Origin of the sequence: Streptomyces sp. NBC_00461, assembly GCF_036013935.1 — a bacterium.
Lineage (GTDB): Bacteria > Actinomycetota > Actinomycetes > Streptomycetales > Streptomycetaceae > Streptomyces.
In genome coordinates this window covers 9,053,545-9,071,479 of sequence record NZ_CP107902.1, presented here as the reverse complement: position 1 = coordinate 9,071,479, position 17,935 = coordinate 9,053,545, and the positions used below count along the sequence as shown (strand labels likewise).

Annotated in this window: 17 protein-coding genes; 10 read left to right on the top strand and 7 right to left on the bottom strand. The window is 70.8% G+C overall.

The window, feature by feature from the left end; all coding sequences use genetic code 11:
- Together OG870_RS42055 and OG870_RS42050 are read left to right on the top strand one after the other, a co-directional pair.
- Positions 1-1,155, top strand: a complete 1,155-nt coding sequence (locus OG870_RS42055; protein ID WP_327692058.1) for an LLM class flavin-dependent oxidoreductase — start codon at positions 1-3, stop codon at positions 1,153-1,155.
- A gap of 60 nt (positions 1,156-1,215) precedes the next feature.
- Positions 1,216-2,301, top strand: a complete 1,086-nt coding sequence (locus tag OG870_RS42050) for an NAD(P)-binding domain-containing protein (RefSeq protein ID WP_266526870.1) — start codon at positions 1,216-1,218, stop codon at positions 2,299-2,301.
- A 58-nt stretch (positions 2,302-2,359) separates the two neighbouring features.
- Here OG870_RS42050 and mltG read toward each other — a convergent pair whose 3' ends face one another.
- Positions 2,360-3,205, bottom strand: coding sequence for an endolytic transglycosylase MltG (gene mltG, locus OG870_RS42045; protein WP_327692057.1), 846 nt, complete (start codon positions 3,203-3,205; stop codon positions 2,360-2,362).
- A 43-nt stretch (positions 3,206-3,248) separates the two neighbouring features.
- The gene (locus tag OG870_RS42040) at positions 3,249-5,066 is read right to left on the bottom strand and encodes an ABC transporter ATP-binding protein (protein WP_327692056.1); all 1,818 of its coding nucleotides are present in this window, start codon (positions 5,064-5,066) and stop codon (positions 3,249-3,251) included.
- A gap of 112 nt (positions 5,067-5,178) precedes the next feature.
- Between OG870_RS42040 and OG870_RS42035 the strand changes: the two genes are divergently transcribed.
- Entirely contained in the window at positions 5,179-5,631 is a 453-nt protein-coding gene (locus OG870_RS42035; RefSeq protein ID WP_266526877.1) for a MarR family winged helix-turn-helix transcriptional regulator, read from the top strand.
- 158 nt (positions 5,632-5,789) lie between these two features.
- Here OG870_RS42035 and OG870_RS42030 read toward each other — a convergent pair whose 3' ends face one another.
- The 3 genes from OG870_RS42030 to OG870_RS42020 form a co-directional block, all read right to left on the bottom strand.
- On the bottom strand, positions 5,790-7,133 hold the full coding sequence (locus tag OG870_RS42030; protein ID WP_266841672.1) for a cation:dicarboxylate symporter family transporter: 1,344 nt from the start codon (positions 7,131-7,133) through the stop codon (positions 5,790-5,792).
- Between the two features lie 171 nt (positions 7,134-7,304).
- A complete protein-coding gene (locus OG870_RS42025) occupies positions 7,305-8,909 on the bottom strand; it encodes a peptide-N4-asparagine amidase (RefSeq protein WP_266841670.1) in 1,605 nt (534 codons plus the stop codon).
- 48 nt (positions 8,910-8,957) lie between these two features.
- Entirely contained in the window at positions 8,958-9,707 is a 750-nt protein-coding gene (locus OG870_RS42020; protein ID WP_266526886.1) for a L,D-transpeptidase family protein, read from the bottom strand.
- Between the two features lie 133 nt (positions 9,708-9,840).
- Between OG870_RS42020 and OG870_RS42015 the strand changes: the two genes are divergently transcribed.
- Together OG870_RS42015 and OG870_RS42010 are read left to right on the top strand one after the other, a co-directional pair.
- A complete protein-coding gene (locus tag OG870_RS42015) occupies positions 9,841-11,634 on the top strand; it encodes an ABC transporter transmembrane domain-containing protein (RefSeq protein WP_266586970.1) in 1,794 nt (597 codons plus the stop codon).
- A complete protein-coding gene (locus tag OG870_RS42010) occupies positions 11,631-13,412 on the top strand; it encodes an ABC transporter ATP-binding protein (protein ID WP_266586968.1) in 1,782 nt (593 codons plus the stop codon). Before OG870_RS42015 ends, OG870_RS42010 begins: the two co-directional genes overlap by 4 nt.
- A 51-nt stretch (positions 13,413-13,463) precedes the next feature.
- On the opposite strand, the gene OG870_RS42005 is transcribed toward OG870_RS42010, so the two are convergent.
- The gene (locus OG870_RS42005; protein WP_266526896.1) at positions 13,464-14,015 is read right to left on the bottom strand and encodes a COG4315 family predicted lipoprotein; all 552 of its coding nucleotides are present in this window, start codon (positions 14,013-14,015) and stop codon (positions 13,464-13,466) included.
- Between the two features lie 124 nt (positions 14,016-14,139).
- On the opposite strand from OG870_RS42005, the gene OG870_RS42000 reads away from it, so the two are divergent.
- The 5 genes from OG870_RS42000 (at position 14,140) to OG870_RS41980 (ending at position 17,058) form a co-directional block, all read left to right on the top strand.
- Positions 14,140-14,763, top strand: a complete 624-nt coding sequence (locus tag OG870_RS42000) for a sigma-70 family RNA polymerase sigma factor (RefSeq protein ID WP_266586966.1) — start codon at positions 14,140-14,142, stop codon at positions 14,761-14,763.
- The gene (locus OG870_RS41995; RefSeq protein ID WP_266526902.1) at positions 14,726-15,394 is read left to right on the top strand and encodes a hypothetical protein; all 669 of its coding nucleotides are present in this window, start codon (positions 14,726-14,728) and stop codon (positions 15,392-15,394) included. The genes OG870_RS42000 and OG870_RS41995 overlap by 38 nt, the downstream gene beginning before the upstream one ends.
- A gap of 266 nt (positions 15,395-15,660) precedes the next feature.
- Complete coding sequence (locus OG870_RS41990; protein ID WP_266526905.1) at positions 15,661-16,131, top strand: DUF5709 domain-containing protein; 471 nt, start codon at positions 15,661-15,663, stop codon at positions 16,129-16,131.
- Positions 16,132-16,158: 27 nt separating this feature from the next.
- Complete coding sequence (locus OG870_RS41985) at positions 16,159-16,425, top strand: type B 50S ribosomal protein L31 (RefSeq protein ID WP_266526909.1); 267 nt, start codon at positions 16,159-16,161, stop codon at positions 16,423-16,425.
- Positions 16,426-16,548: 123 nt separating this feature from the next.
- Positions 16,549-17,058: a carboxymuconolactone decarboxylase family protein gene (locus tag OG870_RS41980; protein ID WP_266526912.1), complete on the top strand. Its 510-nt coding sequence runs from the start codon at positions 16,549-16,551 to the stop codon at positions 17,056-17,058.
- Positions 17,059-17,120: 62 nt separating this feature from the next.
- On the opposite strand, the gene OG870_RS41975 is transcribed toward OG870_RS41980, so the two are convergent.
- On the bottom strand, positions 17,121-17,915 hold the full coding sequence (locus tag OG870_RS41975) for a metal-dependent hydrolase (RefSeq protein ID WP_266526915.1): 795 nt from the start codon (positions 17,913-17,915) through the stop codon (positions 17,121-17,123).
- Positions 17,916-17,935 lie beyond the last annotated feature (20 nt).

Sequence of the window (17,935 nt, the reverse complement as noted above, 5' to 3'; positions counted from 1 at the left end):
ATGACCGTGCATCTGCACTGGTTCCTGCCGACCGGCGGTGACGGCCGTACGCTCGTCGACCGGCACGCGTACGCCCAGAACGAGCTGGGTGCCGCTCGCAAGGTCAACGGCGTGCGCCCGCCCGACATCGAGTATCTCGCCCAAATCGCCAAGGCGGCCGAGCAGTTGGGCTTCGAAGCGGTGCTGACTCCGACCGGCACCTGGTGCGAGGACGCCTGGCTGACGACGGTCGCACTGGCCCAGCACACCGAGCGGCTGAAGTTCCTGGTGGCCTTCCGGCCCGGACTGATCTCGCCGACACTCGCCGCGCAGATGGCGGCGACGTATCAGCGAGTGACCCGGGGACGACTGCTGCTCAATGTCGTGACCGGCGGCGACTCCGCGGAGCAGCGCCGTTTCGGCGACGGGCTCGACCACGACCAGCGGTACGCGCGTACGGACGAGTTCCTGTCGGTCGTACGAGGAGTGTGGCGCGGGCACCCGTACGACTTCGACGGCACGCACTACCAGGTCGAGGGCGGGCTGACGGCGCTGCCGCCCGATCCGCTGCCGCAGCTGTTCTTCGGCGGGTCATCCAAGGCCGCGGGGCCGGTCGCGGCGCGGCACGCGGACGTCTATCTGACCTGGGGCGAGCCGCCGGCGCAGGTGAAGCGGAAGATCGACTGGATTCGGTCGCTCGCGGAGCAGGAGGGCCGGACCGTCCGTTTCGGGATCCGCCTGCACACGATTTCGAGGGACTCCTCGGCCGAGGCCTGGGCGACCGCGAACCGGCTGCTCGACGACCTCGACGCGGACACGATCGCGGCCGCGCAGGCGGCGCTGGGCAAGAGCGAGTCGGTGGGGCAGCAGCGGATGCTCGCCCTCCACGGCGGCTCCCGTGACGAGCTGGAGATCCACCCGAACCTGTGGGCCGGAGTGGGTCTGGTGCGGGGCGGCGCGGGTACGGCGCTGGTCGGCAGCCACGCCGAGGTGGCCGACCTGATCGAGGAGTACCACGCGCTGGGCGTGGAGCACTTCGTGCTGTCCGGGTATCCGCATCTGGAGGAGGCGTACTGGTTCGGGGAGGGAGTGATTCCCCTGCTGGCGGCACGCGGGCTGCTGGAGCGTGCGGCAGGCGGGGGCGGCTCGCCAATCCTCGTCGCGAGCGGCCGGTGAGGCTCGTCGCCTCGGGATCGTCTCGGGAAGATCCATGAGCTGGACGCCGTTAGTGGAAGCGTGAACAACGCGGTCGAGGTCGAGGTAGTCGTCATAGGCGCTGGACAGGCGGGCCTGTCCAGCGCCTACCACCTGAGGCGCACCGGCTTCGAGCCGGAGCGCGACTTCGTGGTGCTCGACCACTCCCCCGGTCCGGGCGGAGCGTGGCAGTTCCGATGGCCGTCGCTGACGTACGGCAAGGTGCACGGCATGCACTCGCTGCCCGGTATGGAGTTGACGGACGCGGATCCCGCGCGGCCGTCGTCCGAGGTGATCACCGAGTACTTCGCCAGGTACGAGCGCACCTTCGACCTCCGGGTACGGCGGCCCGTCGACGTCCTTGCCGTGCGGGAGGGCGAGGGCGGCCGACTGCTGGTCGAGACCTCGGACGGAGCCTGGTCGACGCGGGCGCTGATCAACGCGACCGGCACCTGGGACCGGCCCTTCTGGCCGCGCTATCCCGGTCAGGAGACCTTCCGTGGGCGGCAGTTGCACACGGCCCGGTACCCCGGGCCCGAGGAGTTCGCCGGGCGGCGGGTGGTCGTGGTGGGCGGGGGTGCCTCCGGTACGCAGCATCTGCTGGAGATCGCCCCGTACGCCGCTGCCACCACCTGGGTGACCAGGCGGCCGCCGGTCTTCCGCGAGGGCCCGTTCACCGAGGATGTGGGTCGGTCGGCCGTCGCGCTGGTCGAGGAGCGGGTGCGGCAGGGGCTGCCCCCGATGAGCGTCGTCTCCGTCACCGGCCTGCCGCTCAACGACGCGATCCGGCAGGGCATCGCGGACGGGATCCTCGACCGTCGGCCCATGTTCGACCGGATAACGCCCGAAGGGGTGGAGTGGGCCGACGGTCAGCGGGTCGACGCCGACGTCATCCTGTGGGCCACCGGGTTCCGGGCCGTCATCGACCACCTGCGTCCGCTGCGACTACGGCAGCCCGGCGGCGGCATCCGCGTGGAGGGCACCCGCGCGGTCGCCGATCCCCGCATCCATCTCGTCGGCTATGGACCGTCGGCCAGCACGATCGGCGCCAACCGGGCGGGCCGAGCGGCCGTACGGGACATCCGGCACCTGCTGGCCGAGGAGCCGACGAAGCCCGTCGCCGCCTGACCCCCGGCCCGAGCGCCACGGGACCACGGGACCACGGGGCCACGGGACCACCGGGAAGCTACTTCGTGGGCTTCGTGCCGGTGGTCTTCTGGTTGGTGTTGAACTCGGCGACATTGCGCTGGTGTTCCTGGTAGTCGGCGGTGAAGCGGGTGTCACCCGGCTTGACCGTGACGAAGTAGAGCCAGTCGCCCGGGGTGGGGCTGATCGCGGCGCGCATCGCCTCCTCGCCCGGGTTGTCGATCGGCGTCGGCGGCAGGCCCATGCGCTGGTACGAGTTGTAGGGGCTGTCGAGCTTCGTGTCGTTGGCGCTCGTCTTCAGTGTGGCGCGCTTCAGGGCGTAGTTGAGGGTGGAGTCCATCTGCAGCGGCATCCCACGCTCCAGCCGGTTGAAGACGACCCGTGCCACCTTGCCCATGTCCGCCTTCGAGGCGGCCTCGGCCTGCACGATGCTGGCGATGGTGACCGCCTGATAGACGTTCATCGCGTTGCGCTGCGCGCCGGCCGCGACCGGGGCACCGTTGAACTTCTTGTTCGCGGTGTCGACCATGAACGACAGCACCGACTCTGGCGTCGCCTTCTTGCCGAGCGGATACGTCGCCGGGAAGAGATAGCCCTCAGGGTTGCCCTCCGCGTCGTTCGGCAGCTTCAGCCGGGCCTTCGCGAGCGCCCTCTTGGTGCTGCCCGCCGGCAGGGTGAGCCCCTTGTCGACGGCGGCGTAGACCTGGCTCGCGCGCCAGCCCTCCGGGATGACCAGGGACGTGGGCCTGGCATCCCGGTCGCGTTCCAGCGTCACCAGCGGCACCGCCACGGCGGTGCCGGCCACAACGGCTCCGGTCGCGATGAGGACGAGTCGGCCCCGCCGCGTCAGTCGAATCGTGCTCCGTGGCGGAGTGTTCTTCTGCATGCGGGCACGGTAACCCGCATATCGTCACAAACCCGGCATATGTTCAGCTCGTCGGCTCCAGTTGGGCATCCCGGCGTACGAGGGCCGCGTACCGCCCGTCCCGTTCCAGCAGTTCCTCGTGCGTACCCCGTTCGGCGACGCTCCCGGAGTCGAGGACCACGATCTGGTCGGCCCCGCGGATGGTGGACAGGCGGTGGGCGATGGTGAGCGTGGTGCGGTTGGCCGAGAGGGCGTCGATGGCGTCCTGGACGGCGGCCTCGGTGCGGTTGTCCAGGGCACTGGTCGCCTCGTCGAGGATCAGGACCGGCGGGTCGCGCAGGATGGTGCGCGCGATGGCCAGGCGCTGCTTCTCGCCACCGGAGAACCGGTGACCGCGCTCGCCGACGACCGTGTCGTAGCCGTCGGGCAGCGACGCGATGTGCTCGTGGATCTGGGCCGCCCTCGCCGCTGTCTCAAGCTCCTCGTCGGTGGCGTCCGGCTTGGCGAAGCGCAGGTTCTCGGCGACCGAGGCATGGAAGAGGTACGTCTCCTGGGAGACGACGCCGACCGCGCGCGCGAGGGTGTCGAAGTCGAGGTCGCGGACGTCGACCCCGTCGAGGGTGACGCGGCCGCCGGTGACGTCGTACAGCCGCGGGACGAGATAGCCGAGCGTCGACTTTCCGGCGCCGGTCGGGCCGACGACCGCGAGGCTGCTGCCCGCGGGGACGTCGATGCCTATGCCGTCGAGGATGGGCGCACCCTTGCTGTCGTTGCTGTCGTATCGGAACTCGACGTCCTCGAAGCGGACTTCGCCCTTGATCCGGTCGAGGTGGACCGAGTCCTCCCGCTCGGTGATGTCGATCGGCAGGTCGAGGTATTCGAAGATGCGCTGGAAGAGCGCGAGCGAGGTCTGGATCTGCACGCCGGTCGACAGAAGGCTCACGGCCGGGCGGAACAGGCCCTGCTGGAGCGAGACGAAGGCGACGATCGTGCCGATCGAGACGTCGGGGCCGCCCATCTGGAGGGCGATGCCCGCGGTCCAGTAGATGACGGCCGGCATGGCTGCCATGACGATCGTGATGACGGCCATGCGCCAGCGGCCGGCCATGTTCGACCTGACCTCCAGGTCGACCAGGCCCTCGGACTCCTCGGCGAAGGACTTCGTGAGCGAGTCGGAGCGGCCCATGGTGCGGCCGAGCAGGATGCCGCTGACGGAGAGCGACTCGGTGACCGTGGCGGCCATCTCGGCCATCTGCTTCTGACGCTGGGTGGTGATCTTCTTGCGCTCGCTGCCGACGCGGCGGCTGATCCACACGAAGACCGGGAGCAGGACCAGCGAGACGACGGTCAGACGCCAGTCGAGGGCCACCATCGCGACGATCGTGGCCACGACGCTGGTCAGATTGGAGACCAGGGAGGTGGCGGTGGAGGTGACGGTGGCCTGCATGCCGCCGATGTCGTTGGCGATGCGGGACTGGACCTCGCCGGTGCGGGTGCGGGTGAAGAACGCGAGCGACATGCGCTGCAGGCGGCCGTAGACGGCGGTGCGCAGGTCGTGCATGACGCGCTGGCCGACGGTCGTCGAGATCAGGGTCTGCAGGACACCGAAGATGCTGCTCAGGACGGCGCTGAGGATCATGCCGAGCGCGAGTAGGCTGAGCAGGCCGGTCCGGCCCTGCGGGATCGCGGTGTCGAGGGTCGCCTTCAGCAGGAAGGGCGTGGCGACGGAGACCAGGGACGAGGCGCCGACCAGCAGGCCGACGACGGCGAGACGGGCGCGGTAGGGACGGAAGAGTCCGAGGATGCGGCGCACCTGCCGGGGTTGCTCCTTGGGATCGGAGCCGGCAGGTGGAGTCCATCCGGGTTCACGGTCGGGATGCATGGGCTCCTACGGGGTGGGACGACGATGGCCGGCGCGGTGCGGCGTCGACTGACGGACCTTAGCTCATTGTTACCTACGCTCACAATGAAATAGGTCCTGATATTGTTCCCGCATGACCACCCCCGATGCCGACAGCCTGCTCTCCGAGCAGTTGCTGCGGCTCACGCGGCGCGTGCACCGGATCCAGAAGCGCCATATCGAACAGGCCGGCCTGGGCGTCACCCCGGCCCAGTCCCGGCTGCTGCGCACGCTGGCGCACTACGGCTCACCGCCGCGCATGGCGGATCTCGCCGAGCGCCTGGAGGTGGTCCCCCGGGCCGTGACCTCACTGGTGGACGGGCTGGAGGCGAGCGGCAAGGTGCGCCGGGTGCCCGATCCGACCAACCGCCGGGTGATCCGGATCGAGCTCACGGACGACGGACACAAGGCGCTGAGCGAGCTGCGGGGGGCGCGACGGTCGGCCGCCGTGGAGATCCTGGCGCCGCTGACGGACGAGCAGCGCGAGGTGCTGGGCGGGTTGCTGGACACGCTGGTGGACGGGGCGCCGGAGCTTCGCTGCAGGTAGCGGGCCTACGGCAAGCGGGCGGCTGCGTGTGGGAGCTGATCGCGCAGTTCCCCGCGCCCCTTGAGGTCGGACCAGTGGTCCCACCCAAAAGGGGCGCGGGGAACTGCGCGATCGACCCACACGCACCCGCAGCCGCCCGCGAACGAGCCGGCCCCGAGCTAGCCGGCGACAGACACCGCCTCTTCCGCTTCCGACGACTCCTCCTCGGGGACGGACTCCCCGTCCAGCACCTTCTTCGCCCGCTCCAGATCCAGCGCACCCTCCCAGCGGGAGACGGCGAAGACGGCGACACAGTTGCCGAGCAGGTTCGTCACGACGCGCATCGAGTCCATGATCCGGTCCACGCCCAGCAGCAGCGCCACCGCGCCGGCCGGGATGGCTCCCAGCGAGGAGGCGGTCGCGGACAGCGCGAGGAAGGCCGAACCGGGGACGCCCGCCATGCCCTTGCTTGTCAGCATCAGCACGAGCACCACGGTGATCTGCTGGCCCAGGCTGAGGTCCACTCCGACGGCCTGGGCGATGAACAGCGTGCCGATGGAGAGGTAGAGAGAGGCTCCGTCGAGGTTGAAGGAGTAGCCGGTGGGCAGCACCAGGCCCACGGCGTCGTCGCGGGCCCCGGCCTTGCGCAGCTTCTGCATCACGCGCGGCATCACGGACTCAGTGGACGCGGTGCCGAGTGCGAGGAGCATCTCCTCGCGGATGTAGCGGAGGAACTTCCAGAGGCTGAGCCCTGTGACGATCCGGAGGGCGACGGCGAGCAACGCGATGAACAGCGCGGCGGCGACGTAGCACAGGATGATCAGCTTGGCGTAGGTCTCGATCACGCCGAGCCCGTACTGGCCGATCAGGACGGCCATCGCGCCGAACACCGCGATCGGGGCCAGCCGCATGACGAAGCCGACGATCGCGAAGATGATCTCCTGGGCCTGCTCGACGGCGGGCAGGACCTGCGGCACCTTCGTGTGGCCGAGGTGCAGCAGCGCGGCGCCCACCAGGCACGCCAGGATGAGCACTTGGAGCAGGGAGTTCTCGGCGAAGGCACCGATGAAACTGGTGGGCAGGGCGTTGACGACGAACTCGGTCGTCGAGGGCAGCGAGCCGCCGCCCGTCTTCGCGTCGACCGCCTTGGTGCTCAGCGTGGACGGGTCGACATGCATGCCCGAGCCGGGCTGGAAGACGTTGGCGGCGACCAGACCGATGATCAGCGCCGCCGTGCTCGCGACCTCGAACCAGATCAGGGCCTTGAGCCCGATCCGGCCGAACGCCTTCAGGTCTCCCGCCTTGGCGATGCCGACGACGACCACGCAGAACACCAGCGGCGAGATGATCGTCTTGATGAGGCGGGTGAAGCCGTCACCGAGCGGCTGGAGATCCGTGGCCACACCGGGCCACAGCTTTCCGACGACGATGCCGAGCACCAGCGCGCAGGCGACCTGCGCGAAGAGTGAGGTACGCAGTATGCGTGCGACGCGTCGCGGGAGGGACGGTACGGACGGCGGCACGGGGCACTCCTTGAGGGGGGACGTCACCACACAGAAGCCGGGGAGGACTTCTGCGATACGGAAAGCGGCTTCCGTGACGATCACTCTCAGGGCGTTCTTGATCCCGCCGAAGACCTCCGCGTTACAGCCCTGTAAAACCCGCCCCGCGTGACGCGCCACACACAACTGGCCTCAGCAGCGGTCGCGTTCCTCCGTGAGCACCCCCTGGACGCTGGTCAGGGTGCGGTCATGGCAGCCCGCCGAGCCGTACAGCCGGTACCGCTCGCTGGTCGTGCCGACGGCGTGCCGCTGGTCGCGCGGCACATCGGTCGTGTACGTGGCATCGCCGGTGACGGTGTCGTCGAGCCGCGACCAGCCCGTCCGCCGGCCGCCGCGCGTTTCGACGACCGCGGCCCGGTCGCCGAGGGTCAGCACCGTGCGCAGCCGGGCGTCGTCGCCAATCGTGGTCGCGCCGTTCATCGTGTAGGTCCGGTGCGTGTGCGTCGTACGGGCCGGGCCGCGTCCGTCGACGGTGACCGTCTGGTCATCGCTCCAGGTGGCGTCGAGGCCGTCGGTGTTCTCGCCGTCGGTCCACCGGTGGACGGAGGTGCTCGCGAGAGTGCGGCCGACGGTGGTGGTCACGCGCCCGTGCGAGGTGTCCACGTACCCGGCGACGGTCAGCCGATGACCTGCCTCGGTGTCCACGCGCTGCGGCGAACCGGCCGTGTACGTCGAGGAGTTGGCGAGGTCACCCGCCCTGTCCACAGTGAGCTTCCCGGACACGTGCGCCCGCCCGGCGTCCTGCCACACGAGCACGTTGACCGGAGCGCTCCAGCCGCTCTGCCCCTCCGGCACACCGACGACCGACACCTGGACCTGGTGCGGGCGGCCGTCGTTGAGCAGGCCGGCGAAGGGGGTCAGGTCGTATTCGATCGGCTTGACGTCGAAGGCGCGCGGGCCCGGAACGACGTACCAGAGGAAGGGGTTGGACCATCCCCCGGTCCACACGTGCGGGAACGGCGCGGCGATTCCGGCCAGTTGGCCGTCGACCTTGATCTGCACCTCGCGGTACGGGCCGCCGTCGGCCTGGCAGGAGTAGGGCGCGGAGTCGGGCACCGCCAGGTACCAGAACTCCTCGCAGCCGCCGCCCGATCCGGTGGCGTAGACCTCGGCGAGGATGCGTTCGCTGTTACGCGGGGTGGTGAGGGTGTTGCCGTCCAAGAGGGTGAGGACCCGGTCCGGGATCGCGGCGGCCGGCTTGCCCGTCCTTGCCGGGTAGAAGGTGAGCGTGACCTTGACGTCGATCACGCCCGTGTACGTGTCGTCGACGACGTTCCCGATGAGCATCTCGACGCCCTGGCTGCCGCGGAACGTGTCGCTGTAGCGCGTGACGTCCTTCTCGACGGACCACCCGATGCCGTCGGGCGAGGGCTCGGGGGTGGACGTACGGAGGATCTCGACCCCTCCGACGTGCAGATAGCCGAGCCGGTCGAACTGCCGTCCCTTGACCTTGCCGTCGAGGCGCAGCACCACCTTGCCCCAGCGGTCGCCGCAGCCTTCGGGCGGGGAGTAAGTGCCCTTGTACGGCGTGAAGTCCCGGAACCGGGCCTCGGCCAGGGTGACCCGGCAGGACTTGCCGGAGGGCTTCTCGACCGGCGGGGCAGCGGTCACCGGGTCGTGCCAGTCGGTGCCGAACTCGGCGGGGACGTCGGCGGACTGGGCCGGAGCCGCCCCCAGGAGGGTGCTCGCCAGGAGGGTCGCTCCGACGAGCATGGACATGACGATCCGTCTCTTCATGGCCGGTGTTCTACGGCGAGTTGGCGCCTCCTGGCAATGAGGCCTCCGTCAGAAGTACGAGGACTTCAGGTCCGCCCTGTCCCCCATCACCACCACGGGATGCCGGTCCGGGTCGAGCGTGCGCAGCAGATACTCCATCGCCTCCCGAGAGACACTGACGCAGGCCGACGTACCGCTGCCGTGGTCCATGTGCAGCCAGATGCTGCCACCCTTCGCGTCACCCTCGGGGCGCGTCGGGTCGTCGGGCGGGGTGCCCTTGACGCGGTTGTAGTCGATGGCGATGACGTAGTCGAAGTCGTGCCAGTGCGAGCGCGCCCACCAGCGCGGGGCCTCAAGGGACGCGTCGCGGGTGTACGGGAGCCGGGCGCCGGGGTCGACGAGGACGCCGCCCGCGTCGGTGAGGGTGAACACGCCGATCGGGCTGCGCCGGTCGCCCTCGTGATGGTCGGCGGTCCAGCCCTTCTTGCCGTTGTGCGCCGGCCAGCTGCGCATCCGGTCCCAGGCCGGGCCGCGCTTGCCGTACAGCACGACCGTGGAGTCCGCGGAGTCCCTGCCTTCGCCGTACACCGCCACGACCTGGCCGGAGTCGGCGGGGATCCGGTGTTGCAGACGGTCGCCGACGTCAGGGATGGTCCGGGTGCGGTCTCCGATGTGCGGGCGGGTGCCGGCCGCGCCGCCCGTGGTGCCCTTCTCACCTGCGCCGCCCTGTCGCTCGCTGCCGCAGGCCACCGACATCACCGCCAGCGTTCCCAGGACCGCCACCGCGACCGCCGTACGACATGCACCGTTCTTTCGCATCGCCCCATTCTGTACGGCGCCACAGAAAACCTGTTGCCTTCGACCACGCTGCGAGGCGAACCTTTCACGGTTTGTTGTCGCCGTTCGCAGTTCCCACCGCCCCCTGACACGAGCCACCGGGACGTCATCCGTCATGCAGATCCAAGACCTTCCCTATCCCGACCCGGGCGTGCCGGACGCCCGCTCGGGTCCCCGATTCCTGTGGTGGCTGGGCCGAAACCAACTGGGTGGTCAGTTCAAGTCGCTGGCCTGGGGGCTGCTGCATTTCGTGTCGGTCTCCGCCCTGCCGTTCTGCGTGGGCGCGGCCGTCCAGGCCGTCGTCAACCGCTCGGGCCGAGAACTCGCCCTTGCGGGAGGGCTGCTGGCGCTGACCGGCGTGGGCGTCGCCCTCGGCGACACGTTCCTGCACCGGGCCGCGGTGACCAACTGGATCACGGCCGCCGCCCGCGTGCAGCAGCTGCTCGCCCGCAGGGCGGCCCAGCTGGGCTCGGCGCTGACGCGGCGTGTCGCGGCCGGCGAGGTCGTCGCCGTCTCCACGGGTGACGTCGAGAAGATCGGCTGGTTCGTGGAGGCCGTCTCCCGTTTCACCGCGGCGGCCCTCACGGTCGTGCTGGTCTGCGTCGCCCTGGTCGTCTACCAGCCGGCGCTCGGCGTCGTCGTCGCCGCGGGCCTGCCCGTGCTGGCGCTCGCGGTGCTGCCGCTGCTGCCGCGGGCGACCCGGCGGGCCGACGTCCAGCGCGAGAAGGCGGGGCGGGCCACCGAGCTGGCCTCGGACACCGTCGCCGGCCTGCGCGTGCTGCGCGGTATCGGCGGCGAGGAACTGTTCCTCGACCGCTACCGCCGTGCCTCCCAGGAGGTCCGCCACGCCGCCGTGCGCAGTGCCCGCATGTGGTCCCTGATCTCCGCGATCCAGGTGCTGCTGCCGGGTCTGCTGATGGTGGTGGTCGTCTTCTACGGCGTCCATCTGGCCCACCAGGGCCGCATCACCGTCGGCGAACTGGTCACCGTCTACAGCTCGGTGATGATCCTCACCTATCCGCTGCGGCACTTCGAGGAGATCGCCATGGCGTACTCCTTCTCGCGGCCCTCCGCCACGCGGGCGGCGGGTGTGCTGGCGCTGGAACGCGCCACGGACACCTGCGGTTCGCGCGCGGCCGACCTCCCGTCCGGGGACCTGTACGACCCGGCGACCGGACTGCTCGCGCCGACCGGCAGGCTGACCGCCGTGGTGTGCGGCGACCCGGACGCGGCGGGGCGCCTGGCCGAACGGCTGGGCGGCCACCCGGCCGAGCAGGGCGTGTCCGTCCTGCTCGGCGGCGTCCCGCTGGACGAGCTGCCGCTGGACACGGCCCGCAAGGCTGTCCTCGTCCAGGACAAGGACCCGGTGCTGCTGTCCGGCTCGCTGCGCGAACTGCTCGACGTACCCGCTTCGGGTGACGTCGCCGCACGGGACTCGCTGGCGGCCGCCCAGTGCGGGGACGTCCTGGAGGCGCTGGCCCAGGGGTCGTTGGACGCCGCGAACCCGATGGACGCCCGGATCACCGAACGCGGGCGGTCGCTGTCCGGCGGTCAGCGCCAGCGGCTCGCGCTCGCCCGGTCGCTGATCACCGACCCGGAGGTGCTCGTCCTGGACGAGCCGACCTCGGCCGTCGACTCGCACACCGAGGCGCGGATCGCTCAGGGAGTGCGGGCCCTGCGGGAAGGACGGACGACGGTGGTCTTCACCTCCTCGCCGCTGCTCCTGGACCACGCCGACCGCGTCGTGCTGGTGCACGAGGGCGAGGTCGCGGCGGTCGGTGTGCACCGCGAGCTGGTGCACACCGAGCCCCGCTACCGGGCCGTGGTGACCCGGGAGACCGAGGAAGAGGCCGCCCCGAGCGGCCTACTGGACATGGACGAACTGGAAGAGATCGAGGAGACGGCATGATCGGCGTGGCGCCACCGGCGTACGACCCGGCGGCCCCGACGACGGCGAACACGCTGCCCGTCGGCGCCCCCGCGACCGTACGCGCCTATGTGGCCGAGCTGTTCCGGCGGCACCGGCGTGCCTTCCTGATCCTCATCACCGTCAACACGGTGTCCGTGATCGCCTCGATGGCGGGCCCGTGGCTGCTGGGCGACCTCGTCCAGCGGGTGTCGGACGGGGCGCGGGAGCTTCATCTGCCGCTCATCGTCTCGCTGTTCGTGCTCGCCCTGGTCGTGCAGGCGGTGTTCGTGCGGGAGGTGCGGTTGCGCGGGGCGATGCTCGGCGAGCGGATGCTGGCCGATCTGCGCGAGGACTTCCTCGTGCGGTCGGTCGGGCTGCCGCCGGGTGTCCTGGAGCGGGCCGGCACGGGCGATCTGCTGTCCCGGATCACGACGGACATCGACCGGCTCGCGAACGCGATGCGTGAGGCCGTGCCGCAGTTGTCGATCGGCGTGGTGTGGGTGGTGCTGCTGCTCGGCGGGCTCGTCGTCACGGTGCCGCCACTGGCGCCCGCCGTCCTGATCGCCGTTCCCCTCCTGGTGGTCGGCTGCCGCTGGTACTTCAAACGGGCGCCGTCCGGCTACCGCTCGGAGGCCGCGGGGTACGCCGCCGTGGCCGCCGCCCTCGCCGAGACCGTCGACGCCGGGCGCACCGTCGAGGCCCACCGCCTCGGCGACCGCCGGATCGAACTGTCGGAGCGCCGGGTCAAGGAGTGGACTGCCTGGGAGAACTACACGCTGTGGCTGCGGTCCGTGCTCTTCCCCGTCATCAACCTCACCCATGTGACCGTGCTCGCCTCGGTGCTGATGATCGGCGGCGTGTTCGTCCTGCGGGGCTGGATCGACGTGGGCCAGCTGACCACGGGCGCGCTGATCGCGCAGATGCTCGTGGATCCGGTGAACCTGATCCTGCGCTGGTACGACGAGCTGCAGGTGGCGCAGGTGTCGCTGGCGCGGCTGGTCGGCGTGCGCGACATCGAGCCGGACGCCGGTGGCCGGACCCCGGCGCCCGACGGACGTGACGTGCACGCGGACCGGGTGCACTTCGGCTACCGCGAGGGCGTGGACGTGCTGCGCGAGGTGTCCCTCAAGGTCGCGCCGGGTACCCGGCTGGCCCTGGTGGGCCCTTCCGGCGCGGGCAAGTCCACGCTGGGCAGGCTGCTCGCCGGCATCTACGCGCCCCGGGAGGGCCGCATCACCCTCGGCGGCGCCGAGCTGTCCCGGATGTCCGCCGAACAGGTCCGCTCCCACGTGGCCCTCGTCAACCAGGAACATCACGTCTTCGTGGGCTCCCTGCGCGACAACCTCCTGCTGGCCCGGACGGACGCGGCGGACGCCGAGCTGTGGGCGGCGCTGGGCGCGGTCGACGCCGACGGCTGGGCCCGTGCGCTGGACGACGGTCTGGACACGGAGGTCGGCTCGGGCGGGCTGACCCTCACCCCGGCCCAGGCCCAGCAGATCGCACTGGCCCGCCTGGTTCTGGCGGACCCGCACACGCTGGTCCTGGACGAGGCGACCTCGCTGCTCGACCCACGTGCGGCGCGCCACCTCGAACGGTCCCTCGCCCGCGTCCTCGACGGCCGCACGGTCGTCGCCATCGCCCACCGGCTGCACACCGCCCACGACGCGGACGTGATCGCCGTCGTGGAGAACGGCCGCATCAGCGAGCTGGGCAGCCACGACGACCTGGTCGCGGCGCAGGGCGCGTACGCGGCGCTGTGGCGGTCGTGGCACGGGTGAGTGTCCCGAGCCGGTCGGGGGCTGCCGTACCGCGGCGGCTCCCGGCCGGCATCAGTAGCCGCCACTGCCGCTGCTGCCGTTGCCGTAGCCGTTCGACGCCGGGACGGCCTTCTTGATCGCCGCGCCCTTGGTGTTCATGACGTACCAGATCTTGTCGATGCCCTGCCCCTTGAGATCGCCGGCCGCACGGTCCTTGGCGTAGTAGTACAGGGGGTGTCCGGCATACGTCGCCTGTGCCTTGACCGCTCCTTTCGTGGTGCCGATGAGACCGGCGTCCACGCCGGAGCCCGCGTGCGGCTTGCCTTCCATGCGCGGCCACAGCTTGAGGCACGCGGCGTCACAGTTCATCGAGTTGGTGTTCTTGCCGTCCTCGGTGAACAGGTACAACGTGCGTCCCTTGCCGTCGACGAGGATGTCGCCCAGCTTCGAGTGACCGGCCTTGATGGTGGAGGTGTCCATGACTGCCGCTGCCGGGCTGCCCTTCTGTGCGCCACCGGCTCCGCTCCCGCTCCCGCTTCCTCCGCCGCAGCCGGCCAGCGCGAGTGCCGCGATGGCGAACCCCGCCACGGTGATGCCGCTTCGCCCCATGATCTCTCGCCTCATGATGTCTCCGTCCTTCCTGACGGAGGTTGTACGGACGAGCGGCACCGACGGATTGGGGCGGTTCGCGCTCAATTCTTTCGGCAGTCGTTCAATCCCTTCGGCCCATCCATACGTACCCAAGGGTGTGGAACTGTTCCCGCGTGCGGACCGGGTCGACGACGCCTCGCTCGTCGCCGGCTTCGCACTGGGCGACGAGCAGGCGGCGGCCGCGTTCGTCCGCCGGTTCCAGGACGCGGTCTACGGTCTGGCACTGTCCGTGACCCGCGATCCGGCGCTGGCCGAGGACGTGAGCCAGGAGGTGTTCGTACGGGCCTGGCGGGCGGCGGGGAGCTACGACCCCCGGCGGGCCTCGGCGCTCACCTGGCTGCTGACCATCACCCGTAACGCCGCGATCGACGCCGTACGGGCCCGGCACTCCACGCCTGTCCTCGCGGAGACCTTGGAGCGGCTGCTGGATGTGACCCTGCGGGCGGAGACCGACTCCGACGGCACGGCGCGGCAGGCCCTCGCCGCCCTGGAGAGCGAGCGCGCCCTCGCCCGGCTGCGGGTCCTGCCCGTCGAGCAGGCCCGCGCGGTCGCCCTCGCCGTGCTGGGCGGATGCACCGCCGCCGAGGTGGGCCGGCAGGAGCACATCCCCCTGGGCACAGCCAAGACCCGCATCCGCACCGGCCTGCGCAGACTGCGCGACGCGTTGAAGGAGGGAAGCCGCGATGAAACGTCACTCAGACGCCCGGGAACATCACCCTGACGATGACGAACTGACCGCCCTGGCTCTCGGCACCCTCCCCGGCGAACCGGCTGAGCTGCTGCGCCATCTCACCGTGTGCACCTCCTGCCGCTCGGCGTACGACGATCTGTCGGCGGCCGTCGACGCGGTACTGCCGGCGGCCCCCGCGGTCGCGGCGCCGCCCGGCTTCGACGCCCGGGTCCTCAGCCGCCTGGAACTGCGCCGCCCCTCCTCCGCGCGCCGGTTCCACCGGACCCCGCTGCTGGTCGCCGCGGCCGCCGCGGCCGGCCTCTGCCTGGGCGCCGTCGGCACCACTGTCCTGCACCACGAGTCGGCGCCGGTCCAGGTGGCCGCGAGCGATCACGGAGCCCTGCTGGTCACGGGTTCGGGGGCGAAGGTCGGCACCGTGGAACCGAGCCGTGCCGGCGACGAGCACGTCGTGGTCATGCAGATCACGGACGGACGGCCCGGCACCCACTACACCTGCCGTCTCCTCCTCAAGGACGGCTCCACCCGCAGCGTCGGCCAATGGTGGATGCCGCCGTCCGGCCGGGCCACCTGGATCGCCTACGGATCCGCGGGCGCCATCGACCGCGTCGATCTGGTGACGGACGACGGGCACGTCTGGTCGTCGGCCGCTCTGCGGAGCTGACGTCCCGTCCCGGTGCACGCCGACCGGACATGATCGACGGGAGCCGACCGACCGCACCCGACCGACGGGCCGGTCCCCGGCACCTGGTACCTCCTCGTGCCGTGCCGTTGCGCAGTCACGAAAAGGGGTGGAAGGCTGGATAACGGCACCGGCTCGGGGAAGCTCCTGGGACCGTGGGTTCTGCCGGGTGCAGCCTGTGCCCCGCGTGACGGCGGTCCGACGCCCAGCGCGGTGAGACGGGCCGTCCCCATCACCTGGAGGTTCCCGTGAACAGCGCCGACGGATGGGGAGACGACGTCTACCAGCCCAACGGATCCGAGATCCAGGAGGACTCCGGGCTGCTCGACTCGGAGGACTCCCTGGTCAACGATGGTGTCGACGACCCCCTCGACCGGGGCTGGTCCCCTCCGGACAGACCATGGGCGGTGGAGCGTGCCGATGTGACGGCGGCGGAACGACGGCACGGGGAGACGCTGGACCAGCGGCTCGCCGAGGAACTGCCGGACCTCGTGACGCCCGACGACGACGGCATCGGCGACTGCGACGGCACCGACGGCGAACTCCTGGACAACGAGGTCGGCACCGCCCGCTCCGGCCGTCTCGTGGCACCCGACGAGGGCGCGCACGAGGACGACGAGAGCGCCATGGTCGCCACGGACGTGGGCATCGACGGCGCGGCGGCGTCCGCCGAGGAGGCCGCGATGCACATCGTCGACGAGGACGCCCTGTCCGGCTGAGCAGTCGCCACCAGTCAAGGAGCACCTATGCAGCAGGACAAGCAGCCCGACTACCACCAGGTGGTCTTCCGCGACCGCGCGGCAGGCTACGCCTTCCTGACCCGGTCCACCGCGACCAGCAACCAGACCATCGAGTGGGACGACGGCGAGACCTACCCGGTGGTGGACGTGGAGATCTCCTCCGAGAGCCACCCGTTCTACACCGGCAAGGCGCGGACGGTGGACACGGAGGGCCGCATCGCCCAGTTCGAGCGGCGCTACGGGGGCGGGGCCGAACGGGGTTCCACCGGCTGACCCCTGCGGCTGCACGGGGCCGATCGGGAATTCCTGGCGTCCGGCGGTCACATCCGGGCTTCGAGATCCGTCACTGAGACAGAAGCAGTTCGAAGATCTCGAAGACCCCGGTGAGGAAAAGCCATGACCACTGACGCAGTCAGCACGGACGCAACGACCACTGAGTCGCGCCTGCCCAACCCGCTCAAGACCGTCCCCGAGTTCGGGCCGGTCGCCGAAGCCCTTTTCAAGGCCGTCGGCAACGGTTCGGTCCCCCAGACCACGATCAACCTGGTCCATCTGCGGACCGGCCAGCTGGTCGGCAACACCTACCTGACCGTCATGCACACCGGCAGCCTGCGCCGGGCCGGCGAGTCCGAGGAGCGGATCACGGGGGTGTCGTCGTGGCACGACGCGCCCTACTTCACGGACGCCGAGCGTGCCGCACTGGCGCTGGTCGAGGCCGTGCTCACCCCGAACCCGCACGGCGAGCGCGTCTCCGCCGACCTGTACGCCGAGGTGTCCCGGCACTACGACGAGAAGGCTCTGACAACGCTGGCCTTCGCGATCGGCCAGGGTTTCTTCTTCATCCCCCTCGCCACCATCGGCAGGCCCCTTCCCGGGGTGGCTCCGACGGAGCAGTGGCGGGACTGACCTCCGCGACCCCTCCGGGGTGAGGCCGCAGCAGCCGGGCCCCGCCCCGAGGGGGCCGCCCCCTATATGAAGTTCAGCGCCGCCGCGCAGCCCACTCCACCGAGCAGCATGAACACCGGCATCAGCACCTTGAGCTCGACCCAGCTGCCCGCCCGGAACCGCATGAACTTCGGCGGACCGATCGGGTACCAGCGCTTGCGGCCCACCGGGATCGGCCACAGGATCGGGCACCCCGAGACCGTCAGCGCGTCCCCGATGTCGTGCACTATCGCGCCCAGCACGATCGGCAGACCCAGCCACAGGTACGCCTGGCCGGGCTGCGTGAACAGCCAGTCCGATCCGTTGCCCGGCTTGTCCAGGACGCTCGCGAGGATCCACGCGCTGGTCGCGGCCAGCAGCCAGACCAGGATGTCGCTGCTGGACCCCCGGGCCGCCCGCCACAACAGGCCCTCGATGGCCAGCACCATGTGGACGAAGAGGATGGCGAGGACCGCCCAGCGGCCACCGGTGATGGCGGCGACCGACGTACCCGCGCCGAGCAGGACAGCCCACAGCCAGGTGTGGGTGAGCGTGCGGTGGCCGCCGGCGCGGCGCGGGTCGCCCTGCTTCCTCGTCGCCTTGTAGACGGCGTAGGAGAGCTTGTCGACGATCTCGCACAGCCCGCGTGAGAGGGGACCGAAGGCCCTCGAGATGGTGGCCGCCTTGTGGTCCAGGTCCGGTGCGAGCGCGGCTCCGGCGCAGATCAGGGCACCGACCAGGAGGACGGGCCAGGGCATGGCGTGCCCGGTCGCCGCGGCCGCCGCACCGACGCCGAGCCAGGCGGCGGCGCCCGACAGTGAGTGTGCTGGTCCCATCATGGCCGTTGCCCGCCCCATTC

What these genes read in the sequence shown, in the direction of transcription:
- OG870_RS41985 (WP_266526909.1), top strand. Translation starts at nt 16,159, where the DNA reads ATGCAGCAGGACAAGCAGCCCGACTACCACCAGGTGGTCTTCCGCGAC.
- OG870_RS42020 (WP_266526886.1), bottom strand. Translation starts at nt 9,707, where the DNA reads ATGCGAAAGAACGGTGCATGTCGTACGGCGGTCGCGGTGGCGGTCCTG.
- OG870_RS42015 (WP_266586970.1), top strand. Translation starts at nt 9,841, where the DNA reads ATGCAGATCCAAGACCTTCCCTATCCCGACCCGGGCGTGCCGGACGCC.
- OG870_RS42010 (WP_266586968.1), top strand. Translation starts at nt 11,631, where the DNA reads ATGATCGGCGTGGCGCCACCGGCGTACGACCCGGCGGCCCCGACGACG.
- OG870_RS42055 (WP_327692058.1), top strand. Translation starts at nt 1, where the DNA reads ATGACCGTGCATCTGCACTGGTTCCTGCCGACCGGCGGTGACGGCCGT.
- OG870_RS42025 (WP_266841670.1), bottom strand. Translation starts at nt 8,909, where the DNA reads ATGAAGAGACGGATCGTCATGTCCATGCTCGTCGGAGCGACCCTCCTG.
- OG870_RS42005 (WP_266526896.1), bottom strand. Translation starts at nt 14,015, where the DNA reads ATGAGGCGAGAGATCATGGGGCGAAGCGGCATCACCGTGGCGGGGTTC.
- OG870_RS41980 (WP_266526912.1), top strand. Translation starts at nt 16,549, where the DNA reads ATGACCACTGACGCAGTCAGCACGGACGCAACGACCACTGAGTCGCGC.
- OG870_RS42040 (WP_327692056.1), bottom strand. Translation starts at nt 5,066, where the DNA reads ATGCATCCCGACCGTGAACCCGGATGGACTCCACCTGCCGGCTCCGAT.
- mltG (WP_327692057.1), bottom strand. Translation starts at nt 3,205, where the DNA reads ATGCAGAAGAACACTCCGCCACGGAGCACGATTCGACTGACGCGGCGG.
- OG870_RS41975 (WP_266526915.1), bottom strand. Translation starts at nt 17,915, where the DNA reads ATGATGGGACCAGCACACTCACTGTCGGGCGCCGCCGCCTGGCTCGGC.
- OG870_RS42035 (WP_266526877.1), top strand. Translation starts at nt 5,179, where the DNA reads ATGACCACCCCCGATGCCGACAGCCTGCTCTCCGAGCAGTTGCTGCGG.
- OG870_RS41995 (WP_266526902.1), top strand. Translation starts at nt 14,726, where the DNA reads ATGAAACGTCACTCAGACGCCCGGGAACATCACCCTGACGATGACGAA.